Here is a 19,074-nt window from a genome sequence, read left to right as displayed (position 1 = left end):
AGAATGGGCAAGAAACAAACGCCTATGATGGAGCAGTATTTTAGTATTAAAGCTCGCTATGAAAAGGAACTATTATTTTTTCGATTAGGTGACTTTTATGAGCTTTTTTACGACGATGCTATTACCGCATCACGAGAATTGAATATCACCTTAACAGGTCGCAATGCGGGTGAAGAAGATAAAGCTCCTATGTGTGGCGTTCCTTTCCATTCTGCGGAATCCTATATTGAAAAGCTTATCAGTAAAGGTTACAAGGTAGCCATCTGTGAGCAAGTAGAAGATCCTAAAGAGGCAAAGGGCATCGTAAAACGTGATGTCATCCGTGTCATCACACCAGGCACCGTACTCAGTGAAAATGGAACAAAAGATGGAGAAAATAACTTCTTAGCCTTGACCTATGAAACAGGGGGGCAGCGCATTGTGTTGTTCACAGATATTACTACTGGCGAAGTAATTTGGGAACGCATGGATAGTTCTAGTGAAAGTTCTTTATTTGATGCTTTCACTATGTACCAACCAAAAGAGCTTATCCTAGCTGGTAGTAATGAATTGCCTACTAATATTCGAGACTTTTTAACACGTCAAATGTCAGGCATAGCCTTGTCTCCGTTCACGCCTACAGAAACTATGGATAGTATTCGTCTGAAAGGTCGTGAACATTTTTCTGATGCTGGCTTGCTAGAAGAAGACGTGTTAGAAGCCTTGGGGTACGTCATTTTGTATTTAGAAGAGGTCATTAAAACAGATACGTCTCACATTAATTATGTGCACCAACTATCTGTGGGAGACCGCATGATATTGGACACATCTTGTTTGCGCCATTTGGAGATTACCAGAAATGTTCGAGATGGATCTAAAAAAGGTACGCTCCTAGATGTACTAGATAAAACATTAACCCCTATGGGGGCTCGCATGTTGAAACAGTGGATTGAACATCCTTTAATGGATATCCATCGCATCGTACGCCGTCAAATGGGCATAGGTGAGTCTATCGACAACCCCATTATGCGTAGTCAACTGCGTTCTTTATTAACTTCTGTCTATGATTTTGAACGTATTCTAAGCCGTGTAGAAACAGGGAGTGTGTCTCCTAGAGATTTTGCCTCCTTACGAGAATCGTTACGGGTGTTACCGATGATTCAAGAGGTATTACAACATTGTACCTCTAATATTCTACAAGACTGTCATAGCATGATTCACACCCATGATGACCTATGTGATCTTTTAACACGGGCTATCGTGGATCAGCCGTCGTTAGCGTTGAAAGATGGTCATGTCATCCGTGATGGATACAGTGCAGAACTAGATGAATTGCGATCATTGGCTACCAATAGCCAAGAGTGGCTACATCGTTTAGAAGAAGAGGCGAAACAAGCTACAGGGATTCGTCTTAAAACAGGATACAATAAAGTATTCGGATACTATTTTGAAGTATCCCAAGGGCAAGTAGGTCTCGTACCAGATTATTTCATCCGTAAACAAACCTTAACCAATGCGGAGCGCTATATAACGCCAGAGCTCAAAGAATTTGAAATAAAAATGCTCAATGCAAAAGAGCAAATTCAAAAGTTGGAATATTCTTTGTACCAAGACTTGCGCTTAATAGCAAAAGAAAATATTAAAGAAATTCAAGAAACGGCTCGTGGCATTGCACAATTAGATGTCATTTTAAGCTTAGGGGAAGTGGCCTTTACTAATAAATATGTATGTCCTACTATCGTGACAAATGGAGCCATTTCCATCAAGGACGGTCGTCATCCAGTAATTGAAACCTTGCTGAAACAGGAATTGTTCATTCCTAATGATGTGGTGTTGAACCATTCCGAAGAAGAGTTTATCCTCATCACAGGTCCTAACATGGCAGGTAAATCGACATATATGCGTCAAGTGGCTTTGCTCATGATTATGGCGCAGATTGGCTCATTTATTCCTGCTAGAGAAGCCACCATTGCTCCTGTAGATAGAATTTTCACCCGCGTCGGTGCCAGTGATGATATTTCCACAGGACAAAGTACGTTCATGGTGGAAATGAAAGAAGTATCCTATATCTTAGAACACGCAACGTGCAACAGTCTAGTCATCCTCGATGAAATCGGTCGTGGTACTTCTACCTTTGATGGCCTTAGCATTGCTCGTGCCGTAGTGGAGCATATTTGTGAAACCATCCACTGTAAAAGCTTGTTCGCCACTCATTATCACGAGTTGATTGAACTGGAAGACCAATATAGTAAACTGAAAAACTATACGGTAGCTGTGAAAGATAAAGGCAATGATGTACTATTTTTGCGTCGTATTGTAAAAGGTGGGGCAGACCGCAGTTATGGTATCCATGTGGCTAAATTGGCAGGTCTTCCTAAGGCTGTCCTAGATCGAGCTAACACAATTCTATCTCATTTGGAAGATGGAAAGGTAGTATCGGAACCAATGCCTAAGAAAAAAGAAAAACCAAGTGTTACTGGACCTCTATTTGGAAGTGGTGATTTATTTACACAACCTGTTCTAGATCAGTTATTAAAGCTAGATATTATGAGTATGACACCCATCGAGGCCATCAGTGAATTATATCGTTTACAAGAAGAGGCGAAACAAGGAGGTGGCAAGTAATGCCAACCATTCATGTCCTAGATGAAACGACTATCAATCAGATAGCAGCTGGCGAAGTGGTAGAACGCCCTGCCTCTGTTATCAAAGAGTTAGTAGAAAATGCTATCGATGCAGGGGCTACTTCTATTGAAGTAGAAATTGCAGAAGGTGGTATCGAATACATGCGTATCACCGACAATGGGTGCGGTATGTCCGAAGTAGATGCACGGCTAGCCATATTGCGTCACGCTACTAGTAAAATTCGCAGTGCCGACGATTTATACGATATTGCCTCTTTAGGTTTTCGTGGTGAAGCGATTGCCAGCATTGCCTCTGTATCTAAGTTTACCTTACGGACCCGTCAGGAAACGGATACTATGGGCACACGAATTTATATCGAAGGTGGTCATATGGTAGATTGCGATCCATGTGGCACATCGGTGGGCACCTCCATTGAGGTGAAAGATTTATTCTATAACACCCCTGCACGTAGAAAATTTTTAAAATCTACTCGTACAGAAGCGAATAAGATTCAAGATATGATTGGTAAATTGTCTCTTAGCCATAACCATATAGCCTTTAAATGTATTGTAGATACTAGAGTTACCATTATGACACCAGGAAATGGAAATATGGTGGATACTATCGCTGCTTTATACGGATTTAAAATCAGTGAAGATGTATTTCCTATTGCTTATGAAGCAGAAGGCATTTATGTGGAAGGTGTGGTCAGCAAGCCAACGGTGCTAAAAAGTAGCCGTCAATGGCAGACTACGATCGTAAACCAACGTGTCATTTCTGACAAAGCTATCTACAAGGCTATTGATACGGCATACCACGCCCTATTGCCGAAAGGTGGCTATCCTTTAGTAGTATTACAAATTGTCGTGCCACCAGGAACGGTGGATATCAATGTACATCCACGTAAAAGTGAAGTAAAATTCTCTGACGATAAGCCGGTTTTTAAAGCAGTGTATAACAGTATTTTACAAGCCTTAGAACATCCTACGCGTCACGTGACCAACAATCAAAAAGAAACGATAGCTACAGCTATCGACTACGATAAAGTATTCACTGGACGTTCTCAAGGATTTACGGTGATACGTGAAAAAACAGAGGCTCTCGTGGATACGATTCGTCAAAAGGGATATACAGTGCCACAGCGCACTGTGTATGAACAAAGTAACTTTAACGAATCACTAGATGTGAATGAAAACTTTGTGCCTAAAAGTTATACACAGGAAGATAAAGATCGGTTCAGAGCAATCCGTGAATCACGGCCTAATTTAGTGCCAAGTTCTGTAGAGCCATATATGAACCCTATGGGGCAGGAAACTGTGTATAGGGATTCCAATGTATCAACAGAGGTACTAAAAACAGAAGGGGCTAATATAGAAGGAAAGGTTCCTATAGGTGACTTACAAGATCACAATAACCAAGGCCTTGTAAACCATGTTAGTGTAGGTAGAACAGCGGCCAATCATGGATTACTGCCTATGGGTCAAGTAGCCTCTTGCTATATTTTGGCAAAAAAAGGTGACGATTTATACATTATCGACCAACATGCAGCGCATGAACGTGTGCGGTATGACAAACTATGCAAATCTTCCGAGTCCATCCCTATGCAAGAATTATTAATGCCTATGCACATGGATGTTAGCGAGGAAGAATTAACATTGGCGGAAGAACAGAGAGATGCATTGTTAGATTTAGGATTCCAAGTAGACCAAGGAGGACCCACTTCCTTACGTATTGATGGTCATCCTGTGGATATTATTGAAAGCAAAGTTCCAGAGATTTTACAATATGTGTTTTCCTACATGCATGATCATCAAAGCCCAAGTGCGGCGCAATTACGTCATGAAATGTTGGCCTATGCCTCTTGTCGTGGTGCAATTAAAGCAGGCCATAATCTAAATTTAGTTCAAATTGATGCTTTATTACAAGACTTATTCAACACGGAAAAGCCCTATGTATGTCCTCATGGACGACCTACGATTATTAAGTTTACACCAGACGAATTAGGAAAATTATTTTTACGGAGTTAATATGTATCTCATTAGCACAAGTTCAAAGACAAATGCATATCTCATTGAACAGGCTAAGGAGCTAAGTCAACTCCTACAAATGCCCTATGTGCCACGAAAGCACCAGTCTGTGGAAGACTTGTTAGATGCACATCATTGTGTGGGCGCCTTAGTAGTCACAAAAGAAGGTCCTTCGTTTGTGACGAAAGAGGGGATGCCCCATCAATTTCATCTATCTATGGCACATTTGCGCTTATTAGAAATCGACCGTGGACATACAGACCACCTGCTGCGAGCTATTGGTTATAAAACGGTCACATCTGTTTTAGATTGTACTGCCGGCTTAGGCTCAGATAGTGCTGTTATCAGCTATGGTTGTCCACAGTTAACACGTCATACGGCTATTGAAGGACATCCTATCTTAGGGTATATTACAAATTACGGATTTCGACACTTTCAGCATAAAAATCCTAATGTAACAGAGGCGTTGCGCCGTATTCAATTGGTTATTTGTAACTATCAGGATTACCTAAAACAGATAGAACCTAATCGGTATGATGTTATCTATTTGGACCCTATGTTTGAAAATCCTGTTTATGAAAGTCCTCAGTTTCTGCAGTGGCGTGGTCATTTACTAGAATCTAAGATATCTCCAGACATTGTAGAACTCGGCTTGGAAAAATCGAAACGTTTGGTCATTAAAGAGCGCAAAAGCAGTCGTCTATTTAAAGGTATTCCACCCATAGAAATGGTGGGTGGTAAATATAGTTCCATTGCCTATGGTATCTATGAAAGGAGGTAAGATGAACCAGTTAATCACTATTTTGGGGCCTACCGCAGTGGGAAAAACAGCCCTTACCTTGCAGATGGCGGAAACCTTACAATCTCCCGTACTATCTGGAGATGCGTACCAAATCTATAAAGGGTTGACCATTGGCACTGCCAAACCTACCCTTGAAGAATTGAACAGAGTTCCTCACTATTTCATCGATACCCACGAGCCTAATGACTCATACAGTGTGGCAGAGTTCAATGCACAAGCTAACACTGTTATAGATGCCGTTAACAAAAATGGTAAGCTCCCCATTTTATCCGGTGGGACAGGGCTGTATGTGCAATCCTTGCTAGAAGGGTACGACTTTTTAGATGTACCTCGCAATGAAAGTCTGCGCCATGAATTAGATAACATCTTTGATACCTCTGGATTAGAAGGTTTACAAGCCTATGCCAATGAATTGGCTGAAAAAGAAGGTCTTACGTTACCATTCCAAGATAAACATCGTTTATACCGTGCGATCGAGTGTGTCTTAGCTGGTGAGGGACATGCCTTATTAACGCCGTCAAAAGAAGGATTAGTCTTTCATGGACCTGTAATCGGCTTAGAACGATCCAGAGAAGAACTATACGAACGGATTAACCTTCGAGTAGAGTATATGGTTCGAGATGGTTTATTCGAGGAAGTAGAACAGCTTTTGCAATCTGGTGTGAAACCAGATTCACAGGCTTTTAAAGGCATTGGATATAAAGAGATTATCCCTTACTTTCACAGGGAATATTCGAAAGAACGGGCTATTGAATTAGTCCAACAACATACACGGCAATTTGCAAAGCGGCAAATTACGTGGTATAAACGGATGCCGTATATTCAGTGGATTTCTATCACTCCGAATCGCAGTGAAGAAAGCATTTATGAGGAAGCTATGGAACTAGTTCAAGCTAGTTTAAAGAAAGGAATAGAATGACTGTAGAAGAAATCCGTCAACAGGCTCTTGAGTTAGCTGAAAAAGAGTTCAAAAAATTTGAGCCTGTGGCGTTATATAATACAAAAAAAGTACTGGAAGCATTTAAAGAGTGCCAACTTTCAGATTATCATTTTAATGGCACCAGTGGCTATGGTTACAATGATGTGGGTCGTGAGAAACTAGACGAAGTATTTGCTCACGTATTTAAAGGAGAGCGTGCCATCGTGCGCCCTCATTTCGTGTCTGGCACCCATGCATTAGCCACAACCTTGCAAGCTATCTTGGGCAATGGATCGAAAGGGAAAGAGTTCGTCTATGCCGTAGGACAACCATACGATACGATGCAATCCGTCATCGGTGCCTCACGTCATGTGCCAGGATCGTTAACAGAGCAAGGTTTCATCTATAAAGAAGTTCCTTTGGTAAATAACACTTACGATTTAGAGGGCATTCGCCAATCTATTACAAAAGATACTCGTGTGGTGGTGATCCAACGATCTAGAGGGTATAGTACGCGAGAACCTTTATCTGTAGAAGACATTGGTATCATTGTGAAAGCTGTAAAAGAAGTGAATCCTGAGACCATAACCTTTGTGGATAATTGTTATGGTGAATTTACAGAAACTAGAGAGCCTCTAGAAGTAGGAGCCGATATTATGGCAGGCTCCCTCATTAAAAATGCTGGTGGAGGTATTGCGCCTACCGGTGGCTACGTGGTAGGTCGAGATGACCTAGTGGAACAAGTGGGATATCAATTGACAGCTCCAGGCTTGGGTGACCATATGGGATCCTACGCACCTGGATATCGCTTATTCTTCCAAGGATTATTCTTAGCACCTCATGTGGTATTACAAGCCTTGAAAGGAGCGGTCTATACAGCGGCAGTGGGAACCTTATTGGGATATGAAGTATTTCCAAAAGTCGATGCACCTCGTTTTGACTTGATCCAAGCTATTAACTTGCATGGACCAGAAGAAATGGAATACTTCTGCCGTGGCATGCAAGCCTACAGCCCTGTAGATGCTCATGTTCACCCTATCCCAGGAGATATGCCTGGCTACGAAGATAAAATCATCATGGCTGGTGGAACCTTTGTACAAGGATCTTCTATCGAACTGAGCGCAGATGGACCAGTACGACCACCGTATACCATCTTTATGCAAGGCGGACTTGTGTTTGAGCACTCCATGCTAGGAATCTTGGGGGCTGCTGAGGAAATATTGAAACATAGAGGGTAACTAACTGATTTATATGAAAGTCTATGTAAGCATAGGATTTTATTATATACATTGGAATATTCAGTAGGAGGGCATTATGCCAAGAGGCGGAGCACGAGAAGGTGCAGGTAGACCATTAACAGGTGGAGAGCTAAGAAAGCAACGCCAATTAAGGGCTACAGAAGAAGAATGGCAAATCATTAGAGAGTTTTCTCAAATCTTGAAGAAAGACAAAGAACGAGCGAAACGGATGTTAGAAACAGAATAGGAATAAGGACGCTTAGAAATAGGCGTCCTTTTGTGTTGCATGAAAGATGATAGTGATTTGACAAAAGAGTATGTAGCAAGAAGCGGTCCTTTAATAATAGAGGGGGCTTAAAGGTGATCTGGATTATCTTGGCAGAATGTTTGACTTTTTATATAATAAAAGCATAAATAACAGACAACCAGAAATACATGAGGTTGTTGCTTTAGTATTAAAAGAAATGAATACAAAGAGGGTGTTGCGGTATGTTTAACAAACCAATAAATAGTAAAGATAACATAAAATATGATTATCTTGATGATTTCAATAATTATCCAGAGCGGTTCTTAACTGAAGAAGAGTGTAGGGAAAGTCAAAAAAGAATTGATAATGTATTTAAGCGATTACAAAAGGATGAAAAATATCAAGCTGAAATAGAAGCTATGTTTAAAAAGTTTGGATACTAACCACTTACCTAGGTAGATGGTTTTTTATATATAAAGATATAGTAAGGTGATAAGGGGCATAGATAAGGGTTATGTATTCTAAATTAGTTTATTAATATGATATAATGTATATATGAAAAGGTGTACTTAGGATTAGACGCTCATATAGTTAAGATTTTAAATCCAAAGTATGAAAATAATTATATACCAAGCTGTGATGCTAGAAGTCACTATTATTCTAGTATTGATGAATTGCCACAAGAATATGTTAAAATCTTATGTTAGAAAAAATTGATACATCAGATGATAGTTATAATTGAGACATTAACCCGTGAATATATGAAAAGAGCAGTGAAAATTAAGGAGGGTTAAAATAGGTAATTATGCAGAGGATATAAAATAATTTTTATCTATATGAACTTCTTTCGGTAAAGTAGCATTATAAAAATAACATAACTAAAACGCTGAGAGGAGATAAGGATGCCTAGAGGTGGAACACGAGAAGGTGCAGGCCGTAAAGTTGGGTGGCGTAAAGGATATAGCGAGGCTAGACAAGGTCATCAAATCCGATTGCACGAAGATGAATGGGAAATCGTTAAAAGGTTTGCCAACTTAGTAAAACAAGATATTAATAAAGCAAGAGAAAAGTTAAAAGAATTAGAAGATGAACTGGGAAAAGTCTAATTATTTATTGTTGCTTTAATGAATAACTGAATGTTTAAGAGTTGGAAAAGTTACAAAGCTCTAAAATATAAAAAGGTTTATACAGAATGGTAAGACTACAAAAACAATATGAAACAGAGAATATGGTAACATATAATTATTACCCTAATAATGGAACAGATTATGGGACATTTTCAGTAGATAAAACAACTCTCAACTTTACGGTTGAATGCTTAGATCCAATCTATCCGGAATTATTTTTTTTCAAAGCTTTAATAAAAGTCAAAGAAATGATTGCAAATAATGATTGCAAGGATGAAGCAAGCATTATATGGTATTGATTAATTTAACTTTGAGTTTTATTGATAAAAATTGTACCGATATTTTCTGTATAGTGTATTAAAAAAGCTTTACCAATCACTAACATTTTGGTAGAATAGCTACAAGAACTTCTCGAGGTAGAAAATTTGTGGCCTCTACACAACTAGAAATAGGATTGAGATGTGGGGTAAGCGACACCCACCGAGAAGCATTAAAACCACCTACTTATGTAGGTGGTTTTTTATTATGAGAAACGGATAATTAAGCCAATTATAGGTTTATAATATTGTCATAGTTCCTTAAAATACGGTATAATATAGTGATATGTATAAGTATAATTTTTTGTTCAATTATACATCTTCAGACTTTCAATCTGTTTTGATGTATCAATTTGATGGTAGGAGATAATATGGACAAAGTATATGCAGTAGCTATGAGCGGTGGCGTAGATAGTTCTTTAACCGCTTCAATGTTATTAGAACAAGGGTATAAGGTATTTGGTATTACCTTGCGTTTATGGGTAAGCGACACGGAGGAAGATGAAATTCCCCAAGCTGTGGTGGATGCGAAGAAAATGTGCGATTTTCTTGGTATTGAACATCATGTGGTGGATGCGAAAGACATCTTTAAAGACAATGTGGTAGATTATTTCATCACAGAATATTCTAACGGTCGTACTCCGAACCCATGTGTGTTCTGTAATCGCAATATTAAATTCGATTTGTTATTACAACGTGCCCTATCCTTAGGGGCTACACACATGGTGACAGGTCATTATGCGCAGGTTATGTACAATGAAGCAGCACAGCGGTATGAATTACATAAAGGTGACGATCCAACGAAGGATCAAAGTTATGTATTGTATACGTTAACCCAAGATATTTTAAAACATTTAGTCTTTCCTTTGGGGAATCAACCAAAAACGAAAACTCGCGAAATGGCTCATGAAAAAGAATTGCCTGTATGGGATAAACCAGATAGCTTAGATATCTGTTTCTTGCCGAATCACAATTACCAAGGGTTCATCGAAAAAACATCGAAATCGAAACCTAAATCAGGGCGCATTGTCCATGAAAATGGTGAGGTGTTAGGTACGCATAATGGATTATACAATTATACAATTGGACAACGTAAAGGCTTGGGCATTGCCTATGCATACCCTCTCTATGTTGTAAAATTAGATGGCGAAACGAATGAGGTTATCGTTGGTCCTAATGAAAGTTTATTTTCTCGCACAATGTTGTGTAAAAACTATAACTTCCTAGACGGAGTTGTGCCCACATCATTACAAGCAGAAGGTAAGATTCGATATGCCGCGAAACCATCACCATGTACTGTTACTTTCACAGAGGACGGTACTATGAAAGTTGAATTTACGGAACCACAACGCGCCATTACACCGGGGCAATCTGTCGTATTCTACGAAGGTAGTCGAGTTCTTGGTGGTGGTGTAATAGATATTGTTTGTTAGAAAGGGAAGTCATGAGTACATCACATATTCGTAATTTTTGTATCATTGCTCATATTGACCATGGTAAGTCCACGCTAGCGGATCGTTTAATCGAAGAAACTGGATCTTTGACGAAACGAGAAATGCAAGCCCAAGTCTTAGATTCCATGGACCTAGAACGGGAACGGGGCATTACGATTAAAGCCCAATCCGTTCGTTTATTGCACACTGCAAAAGATGGACAAGAATACACATTAAATTTAATCGACACACCGGGTCATGTGGACTTCAGTTATGAAGTATCCCGTTCCTTGGCAGCTTGTGAAGGGGCTTTGTTGGTGGTGGATGCTGCACAAGGTGTAGAGGCGCAAACTTTGGCCAATGTGTATTTAGCATTGGAACATGATTTGGAAATCATTCCTGTCATTAATAAAATTGATTTGCCAAGCGCAGATCCTGAACGTGTAAAACGTGAAATCGAAGACGTTATCGGCTTAGATGCATCTGACGCAATTTTGGCCAGTGCTAAGTCTGGCATTGGTATTCAGGATATCTTAGAAGCGATTGTAGAAAAAATTCCTGCTCCACCAGATCATTCTGATAAACCAGCACGTGCCTTAATTTTTGACTCTCGCTTTGACTCCTACAAAGGTGCCATTGCATACGTGCGTGTGCAAGAAGGGTCTTTGAAAGTAAAAGATACCATCCGTATGATGCACAGTTCTAAGGATTTTGAGGTCACTGAATTAGGCGTATTTACACCGCATTTATTACCAGTCCAAGAATTACCATGTGGCTCTGTAGGCTGTGTAGCAGCAAGTATTAAAAACGTTCGTGACTGCCGTGTAGGGGATACCATCACAAAAGCCGATAATCCAGCGGAAGAACCATTACCAGGTTACCGTAAAGCTGTGTCCATGGTATATTGTGGTCTTTACCCAACAGATTCCAAAGATTACGAAAACTTACGTGATGCCTTAGAAAAATTAAACCTAAACGACGCTGCTTTAGAATACGAAGCAGAAACATCCTTGGCACTAGGATTTGGATTCCGTTGCGGTTTCCTTGGACTATTACACATGGATGTCATTCAAGAACGTTTGGAACGGGAGTATAATCTATCCTTGATTACGACGGCTCCAAGTGTAAACTATAAGGTATACAAAACAAATGGAGAAGTCATCGAAGTGGACAACCCTGCTAAATTACCACCGCCAACTGAAATTGATTATGTAGAAGAGCCATACGTAAAGGCAACCACTATCGTCCCTAAGGATTATGTAGGGGCTATTATGGAACTTTCACAAGACAAACGCGGGGAATACATCAGCATGGAATACATTGATGAAAGCCGTGTATCCATCGTGTATCATTTGCCACTAGGGGAAATCATTTACGATTATTTCGATAAATTGAAATCTGCTACGAAAGGCTACGCATCCTTGGATTACGAATTGATTGGCTACCAACAATCTCCAATGGTGAAAATGGATATCTTATTAAATGGAGATCCTGTCGATGCCTTGAGTATTATCGTTCACAAAGATCGCGCTCAATTACGTGGCCGTGCCCTAGCTGAGAAATTGAAAGAATTGATTCCTCGTCAAAACTTTGAAATTCCAATCCAAGCGGCAGTAGGTACAAAAATTGTAGCTCGTGAAACGGTAAAAGCCTGGCGAAAAGACGTATTGGCAAAATGTTACGGTGGCGATATTTCCCGTAAACGTAAATTGCTAGAAAAACAAAAAGAAGGTAAAAAACGTATGAAAGCCGTAGGGTCTGTAGAGATTCCACAAGAGGCGTTCATGGCGATTTTGAAAGTAGAAAACTAATGCATACAACTCGTATTCCAGTAGGTCATAGGGGAATGTATATCCACATTCCCTTTTGCCGTCAAAAGTGTACCTACTGTGATTTCCCATCGTACCAAGGATTAGAAGACTATTTTGATGTGTACGCCTATGCGTTACGCCAAGAAATTGAGTTTAGTCAATCCCTGTTGGGGACAGAGCCCTTCGATACGATTTACTTCGGTGGTGGTACACCGACAGTGTTGTCTATCAAGGAACTAAGTCGTATTTTAGAAACGGTGTACAAATATTACACCATCGACAACGATGTAGAAATTACTATAGAAGCAAATCCAGGTGAGGTGGATGCACAATACCTGAAACAATTGCATGAACTAGGAATTAACCGCATCAGCTTTGGTGTGCAAACATTTCGTGATGACCATTTGCGTGTATTGCACCGTACTCATACGGCAAAGATGGCACAGCAAGCTGTTCTAGATGCCCATGAGGTAGGCTTCCGCAATATTAGTATTGATCAGATTTATGGATTACCGGAACAAACATTGGATGACGTTTCTTATAATCTAGAAGTCATTCAGTCTTTGCCCATAAATCATATCTCTATCTATGGCCTGCAAGTGGAACCTAGTACATTATTGCATCGCCAAGTTATGGACCATTCGGTCACTTTACCATCTGAAGATATATGCGAACAGATGTACGACTACCTTGTAGAAGGGTTAGAAAAACAGATGTTCGATAGATATGAAATTGCTAGTTTTGGTAAAGATGGGGCTTTCAGTCGTCATAATATCAAATATTGGCATGGCGCTGATTACATCGGCTTTGGTGCCGGTGCTCATTCCTTCGTGGGGAATCGGCGCTTTCAGAATACCCCTTACGTGGTGCCTTACATCCATAAAATTGAAATGGGTGAAAGTCCTAGCATAGAGGAAGAAATCATCACCAGCCCTCGTGACTATGAAGATTTTTGCTTTCTTGCGTTGCGTACGAAGTGGGGATTGGTACCTAGTTTGTTTGAAAGTCGATTTAATCTAGACTTTCACAATATATATGGATCTGTTGTAACAGATCTAATACGTAAACAATTGCTTGTTTATGAAGATGATGCATATCGTCTCACTAAGGAAGGGGCCAAGCACGGCAATTATGTGTTTAGTCAGTTCCTTACGTCCTAAGTAGGAATGTACGCCCATACAGTTAATTTAGGAGAGTTTTATGAAAACAGCAGTTATTTTACATGCCTTATTTAGTGAGTTCACGTACGAACAAATGGAGGCAATTTTTAGCCTAGCGAAAGAACATAATGGAAAGTTCCGTATCGTTCCTACAGGCATTCAAATTTATGATATTACAAAAGAACAAAAAGAATCCATCTTGGAGCACTTACCAGATGGAGTGGTGCAAGTACAACATAAATCGGTGAACTCCATTGTGGCATGCCGAGGTACAGATGGATGTAGCCATGCCTTTATAGAAACCATTCCGATGGCGACCATGGTAGACCAAAAACATTACGGCAAAGATATGCCGAACAAAATTCGCATCGGCATCAGCGGTTGCCCACGATGCTGTGCTGAATCCATGATTAAAGATATCGGCCTAGTGGGAAAACCAAATGGCTTTACCTTAGTAGCAGGTGGTACAAGCGGTGCCTTACCTCGAAAAGCAATTACCTTGCTAGAAGGATTATCCCCAGAAGAAGCAGAACAAAAAATCTCGGAGCTCTTAGAATGGTATAGCACTAATGCGAAGCCAAAAGAGAAGTTCGAGCATGTATTACAACGATTGGGGAATCCATTCCAGTAAAACGTCACTTGTGATACTATGCAATCTTGTGGCTAGTGGTTAACTAAGCAAAGGGAAGAGCGCGACATATTCCTCCACAAACTGATCCTACGGTAGGTTTGTTCCGGAACATGTCGCGCTTTTCTTATGTTTCTGTGATTTAGGTAATAACGAGAGCCACAAGATCTGCTACGCGTAATGTCGTTCCTCAGGAAATTATGAGTATCATAATACATAAAAAGACCAGTACAAGTTACATGCTTGATGTCTTGTACTGGTCTTTTGTATTTATTTTGAATGATGCATTGAATAGTAACGAAGAAGTATTTTATGCGAGGGTTTTATAAAACACCCCAGCTTTTGGATTCGTAATACGTAGTTTAAGTGGTTCTTCATCTTGTATGATGTATAACGTATCTTCTTCAAGTCCAGTCCACTCAAGTGTAACTGAAGTTTCACCTGTAGTGATACCAAGTTCTTTCAATGGTGGGATATACAGCAGTCGTAGTCCTTTAGGTAGGAGTGTACTACTTTTTTTTATGAACTGTAATTGCTCCATGTGATTGGTGTAGTCCAATATGTGTGCTAATTCGTTCTGATGATCTTCGTTTATTAAATCATGAATTTGTGCTTGCTCGACATGTATAAAATTTTCAATGTCATCACGTTGTAATACAATAAATTTCATATACTACCTTTCCTTTATAGAAATCATTAATCTAAAACAAGGCTAAGCTAAGGCCTGGCATCTTACAAAGCCTAATATGTTAATAGATGCCAATATATAATCGTAATATCATTATACTATCAATTCTATGACGATACAATTTTAAAAGGGAGTATACATCGATTAAATCTCACACCGAGTAGATGCGTTAGTGAGGTATGTCTATATAAAGCACTATGTAAGAGCTAATGCAGAGAATCACAGCAACGCTCGCCCTCAAACTTCCACCAGATTAGATGTGTTGGTTGAGTATGCCGATTTAACGAACTATGTAAGAACTACCAGAAGATCAATACAACGCTCGCGCCCAAACTTCCACCCGAGTGGATGCGTTGGTGAGGTATGTCAAGTTAATATACTAATTGATGAGAACCCAGAAGAACACGGCATGTTCCGGAGCAAACCTACCGTAGGATCAGTTTGCGGAGGAATGTGCCGTGCTCTTCCCTTTGCTAAAATCACACTATGACATACCTCACCAAACCAAACAATCAAAAAGTTTGTTTTTTTGACTAATACGGTATTTACTGAACTTTCACCAATTTTTCACTTGACATATGTTGTAAATGTGATACTATATATCTTGTAGTTAGCACTCAACCTTAGTGAGTGCTAATAATAACGAGGTGATACTATGGATGAAAGGAAAGAACGCATTCTGCGTGCTATCATTCAAGATTACATTAAAACAGCCGAACCTGTTGGTTCTCGTACAATCGCAAAGAATTATGATTTAGGTATCAGTCCTGCGACGGTACGAAATGAGATGGCTGATTTAGAAGATCTTGGCTTTCTTGAACAACCTCATACATCAGCGGGTCGCATACCTTCGGCTAAAGGTTATCAATACTATGTAGATACCTTACAAGGATTTGAAGATGATGCAGCTGAAGATATTCCTGTAATTCAAGAGTTATGGCAGGCTCATCAACAAGAACTAGATGATTTCTTCGTAGAGATAGCAAAGCTAATTTCTAGAATCAGTCATAATGTGAGTATGTTTTTAGCTCCCGCCCATGATTCATCTACCATAACCTATATTCATGTTCTTCCTATTGATGAACATCGAGCGGTCATGGTGGTGGTAACGAATACAGGCGCCTTGGATAATGAACCAATCTATTTTACAGAACCTATTAATACAGAAGACTTAGCTATGCATGCACATCGCTTTAATAGTGTGCTCCATGATGTATCCATCCAGGATATCACGCAAGAAAACTTAGACAAAATGCGGGTAACTTTAGATTTACAAGATACAACGTATGTAGTTTTTTGTGACACATTATATCGAGCCATTGCTAAGCGAAAACTCTTCTATACAATAGGAACTACATCCTTATTAGAACAACCAGAGTTTAACGATATTAAACGGGCCCAACCACTGTTAGCCTTATTAGAACAACAAGATGAGTTAACCCAATTATTAACGCCAAACTCTAGTAGTCCTATCGATGTAAAAATAGGTCACTCCAACGAACTGGTGAAAGATATCAGTGTTATCCAAGCAAGTTTCAATGTTCCTCATCAAGTAGGTACCCTCGCTATTGTAGGTCCTACACGAATGGAATATGGCCGTATTATGGGCATCCTAGCCTATATTAATAAGTGCATGGAAGAATTACAAGAACAGAAAAAGAAGCTGTAAAGAGGTGAAGTATGGAAGAAAATAAACAAGAAGAAACAGTCACTCCTGAAGTGGAAGTTTTGGAAGAGGAAGCTCCTGAAGCAGTAGACCCTACGAAAGAATGGGAGCAACGATACATGCGTTTGCAAGCAGATTTTGAAAACTTCAGACGTCGTACGAACCAAGAAAAAGAACAATTAGGGGTATTTGTTAAATCTCATGTTATTGAAGATTTACTCCCAGTATTAGATAATTTTGAAAGAGCACTTTCAGCACCTGAAACGCCAGAAACGAAGGCTTTCATGGAAGGATTTGTAATGATTCAACAAAGCTTGATGGCAAGCCTATCAAAACAAGGTTTAGCAGTCATTGAAGCTGTGGGACAACCATTTGATCCAAATTTCCATCAAGCTATCATGCGTGTTCCAGCTGAAGATATGGAAGATGACACTGTGTGTGAAGTATTACAAACAGGCTATACTGTAGAAGGCCGCGTGGTACGTCCAGCCATGGTGAAAGTAGTCCATAACGGATAATTAATTATTATAATAAACATATTAGAAGAAGTATTAGGAGGTCATGTTAAATGGCAAAAGTAATTGGTATTGACTTAGGTACAACAAATTCTTGTTTCGCAGTAATGGAAGGCGGCGAACCAACTGTTATTACAAACCAAGAGGGAGCTAGAACGACTCCTTCCGTAGTAGGTTTTGCAAAAAATGGCGAACGTTTAGTAGGTCAATTGGCTAAACGTCAAGCGGTTTCCAACCCTGAAAACACAATCATTTCTATTAAACGTCATATGGGCACAGATTACAAAGTGAATGTAGAAGGTAAATCCTATACACCACAAGAAATCTCTGCTATGATTCTACAAAAAATTAAAGCTGATGCTGAAGCTCATTTAGGGGAACCTGTAAAACAAGCAGTTATCACTGTTCCTGCATATTTCACTGACTCTCAACGTCAAGCAACAAAAGACGCTGGTACAGTAGCAGGCTTAGAAGTATTACGTATCATCAACGAACCTACAGCAGCTGCGTTAGCATATGGTGTAGACAAAGGTGAAGACGGTAAAATCCTTGTATTCGACCTTGGTGGTGGTACATTCGACGTATCCATCCTTGAATTAGGTGAAGGCGTATTTGAAGTATTGGCAACATCTGGTAACAACCATTTAGGTGGTGACGACTTTGACCAACGCATTATGGATTATTTAATCAGTGAATTTAAAAAAGAAACTGGTATTGATTTGTCCAACGATAAATTAGCTGATCAACGTTTAAAAGAAGCTGCTGAAAAAGCTAAAATTGAGTTGTCTGGCGTAGCAAGCACACAAATCAACTTGCCATTCATTACAGCTGATGCAACAGGCCCTAAACATTTAGACGTAACCTTAACTCGTGCTAAATTTGATGAATTAACTCGTGACTTAGTAGAAGCAACTATCGAGCCTACTCGTAAAGCAATGAAAGATGCTGGTTTATCTGCTTCTGAAATTGACAAAGTATTGTTAGTAGGCGGATCTACTCGTATTCCTGCAGTACAAGATGCGATCAAACGCGAATTAGGTAAAGAACCAACTAAAAACATCAACCCTGACGAATGTGTAGCTATCGGTGCTGCGATTCAAGGTGGTGTATTAGTAGGTGAAGTAAAAGACGTATTGTTACTTGACGTAACTCCATTGTCTTTAGGTATCGAAACTATGGGTGGTATCTTCACTCGAATTATCGACCGCAACACAACAATCCCTACATCTAAATCTCAAGTATTCTCCACAGCAGCAGATAACCAACCTTCCGTTGATATCCATGTATTGCAAGGGGAACGCGACATGGCTTCAGCTAACAAAACATTGGGCCGTTTCGAATTGTCCGGCATCCCAGCAGCTCCTCGTGGAGTACCTAAAATCGAAGTTACATTCAACATCGATGCTAACGGTATCGTTAATGTAAAAGCAAAAGATCTTGGTACTGGTAAAGAGCAAGCAATCACAATTACATCATCTTCCGGTTTAAGCGATGAAGAAATCGACCGCATGGTAAAAGAAGCTGAAACACATGCAGCTGAAGATAAAGCTAAAAAAGAAGAAGTAGAAGTGAAAAACAATGCTGATAACTTGGTATACCAAGCTGAAAAAGCAGTGAAAGACTTTGAAGGTAAAGCTGATGCAGCACAATTAGAAGCTGTTAAAAAAGCGACAGAAACGTTAAAAGCATCTATTGAGTCTGGCGATATTGAAAAAATTAAAGCTGATAGCGAAGCATTGACAGCTCCTTTATACGAATTGTCCTCTAAAATGTACGAACAAGCGCAAGCTCAAGGCGAACAAGGTGGACAAGAAGCTCCTAAACAAGATGATAATGTAGTAGACGCTGACTACACAGTAGTTGACGAAGAGAAAAAATAATAAGAAGGGACA

General features: G+C 39.7%; 17 protein-coding genes. 16 read left to right on the top strand and 1 reads right to left on the bottom strand.

The window, feature by feature from the left end:
• The first annotated feature begins 3 nt into the window (after window positions 1-3).
• The 13 genes from mutS (at window position 4) to EO122_RS02690 (ending at window position 14,316) form a co-directional block, all read left to right on the top strand.
• Window positions 4-2,604 (top strand): DNA mismatch repair protein MutS, encoded by a 2,601-nt coding sequence (mutS, locus tag EO122_RS02745; protein ID WP_127009274.1) that lies wholly within the window; start codon window positions 4-6, stop codon window positions 2,602-2,604.
• On the top strand, window positions 2,604-4,631 hold the full coding sequence (gene mutL / locus EO122_RS02740; RefSeq protein WP_127009273.1) for a DNA mismatch repair endonuclease MutL: 2,028 nt from the start codon (window positions 2,604-2,606) through the stop codon (window positions 4,629-4,631). The genes mutS and mutL overlap by 1 nt, the downstream gene beginning before the upstream one ends.
• Before the next feature lie 88 nt (window positions 4,632-4,719).
• Window positions 4,720-5,412 (top strand): class I SAM-dependent methyltransferase, encoded by a 693-nt coding sequence (locus EO122_RS02735; protein ID WP_164725936.1) that lies wholly within the window; start codon window positions 4,720-4,722, stop codon window positions 5,410-5,412.
• A gap of 1 nt (window position 5,413) precedes the next feature.
• Window positions 5,414-6,352 carry a tRNA (adenosine(37)-N6)-dimethylallyltransferase MiaA gene (miaA, locus tag EO122_RS02730; protein ID WP_127009271.1) on the top strand — a complete coding sequence of 313 codons (939 nt, stop codon included), beginning with the start codon at window positions 5,414-5,416 and terminating at the stop codon, window positions 6,350-6,352.
• A complete protein-coding gene (locus tag EO122_RS02725; protein ID WP_127009270.1) occupies window positions 6,349-7,590 on the top strand; it encodes a methionine gamma-lyase family protein in 1,242 nt (413 codons plus the stop codon). The genes miaA and EO122_RS02725 overlap by 4 nt, the downstream gene beginning before the upstream one ends.
• Before the next feature lie 76 nt (window positions 7,591-7,666).
• Complete coding sequence (locus tag EO122_RS08200) at window positions 7,667-7,837, top strand: hypothetical protein (protein WP_164725935.1); 171 nt, start codon at window positions 7,667-7,669, stop codon at window positions 7,835-7,837.
• Window positions 7,838-8,079: 242 nt separating this feature from the next.
• Window positions 8,080-8,280: a hypothetical protein gene (locus EO122_RS02720; RefSeq protein WP_127009269.1), complete on the top strand. Its 201-nt coding sequence runs from the start codon at window positions 8,080-8,082 to the stop codon at window positions 8,278-8,280.
• A gap of 459 nt (window positions 8,281-8,739) precedes the next feature.
• Window positions 8,740-8,943, top strand: coding sequence for a hypothetical protein (locus EO122_RS02715; RefSeq protein ID WP_127009268.1), 204 nt, complete (start codon window positions 8,740-8,742; stop codon window positions 8,941-8,943).
• A gap of 122 nt (window positions 8,944-9,065) precedes the next feature.
• Window positions 9,066-9,263: a hypothetical protein gene (locus EO122_RS02710; RefSeq protein ID WP_127009267.1), complete on the top strand. Its 198-nt coding sequence runs from the start codon at window positions 9,066-9,068 to the stop codon at window positions 9,261-9,263.
• 389 nt (window positions 9,264-9,652) lie between these two features.
• Window positions 9,653-10,714: a tRNA 2-thiouridine(34) synthase MnmA gene (mnmA, locus tag EO122_RS02705; protein WP_062402723.1), complete on the top strand. Its 1,062-nt coding sequence runs from the start codon at window positions 9,653-9,655 to the stop codon at window positions 10,712-10,714.
• A gap of 11 nt (window positions 10,715-10,725) precedes the next feature.
• Window positions 10,726-12,525, top strand: coding sequence for a translation elongation factor 4 (gene lepA, locus EO122_RS02700; protein ID WP_062403449.1), 1,800 nt, complete (start codon window positions 10,726-10,728; stop codon window positions 12,523-12,525).
• Window positions 12,525-13,685 (top strand): radical SAM family heme chaperone HemW, encoded by a 1,161-nt coding sequence (gene hemW, locus EO122_RS02695; protein ID WP_164725934.1) that lies wholly within the window; start codon window positions 12,525-12,527, stop codon window positions 13,683-13,685. Before lepA ends, hemW begins: the two co-directional genes overlap by 1 nt.
• A gap of 40 nt (window positions 13,686-13,725) precedes the next feature.
• Complete coding sequence (locus EO122_RS02690) at window positions 13,726-14,316, top strand: nitrite reductase (protein ID WP_127009266.1); 591 nt, start codon at window positions 13,726-13,728, stop codon at window positions 14,314-14,316.
• A 307-nt stretch (window positions 14,317-14,623) separates the two neighbouring features.
• Here EO122_RS02690 and EO122_RS02685 read toward each other — a convergent pair whose 3' ends face one another.
• Window positions 14,624-14,983 carry a hypothetical protein gene (locus EO122_RS02685; protein WP_127009265.1) on the bottom strand — a complete coding sequence of 120 codons (360 nt, stop codon included), beginning with the start codon at window positions 14,981-14,983 and terminating at the stop codon, window positions 14,624-14,626.
• A 673-nt stretch (window positions 14,984-15,656) separates the two neighbouring features.
• Here EO122_RS02685 and hrcA point away from each other — a divergent pair.
• From hrcA to dnaK, 3 genes are read left to right on the top strand one after another with little or no spacing between them, the layout of a single operon-like run.
• Window positions 15,657-16,670, top strand: coding sequence for a heat-inducible transcriptional repressor HrcA (hrcA, locus tag EO122_RS02680; RefSeq protein WP_127009264.1), 1,014 nt, complete (start codon window positions 15,657-15,659; stop codon window positions 16,668-16,670).
• A gap of 11 nt (window positions 16,671-16,681) precedes the next feature.
• Window positions 16,682-17,185: a nucleotide exchange factor GrpE gene (gene grpE / locus EO122_RS02675; RefSeq protein WP_062402738.1), complete on the top strand. Its 504-nt coding sequence runs from the start codon at window positions 16,682-16,684 to the stop codon at window positions 17,183-17,185.
• A gap of 50 nt (window positions 17,186-17,235) precedes the next feature.
• Window positions 17,236-19,062: a molecular chaperone DnaK gene (dnaK, locus tag EO122_RS02670; RefSeq protein WP_127009263.1), complete on the top strand. Its 1,827-nt coding sequence runs from the start codon at window positions 17,236-17,238 to the stop codon at window positions 19,060-19,062.
• The last annotated feature ends 12 nt before the right edge of the window (window positions 19,063-19,074 follow it).

The organism is Veillonella sp. CHU110, assembly GCF_003992255.1.
Taxonomy (GTDB): domain Bacteria; phylum Bacillota; class Negativicutes; order Veillonellales; family Veillonellaceae; genus F0422.
Note: the sequence above shows the minus strand (reverse complement) of the source record. Positions and strands in the feature narration are given on the sequence as shown.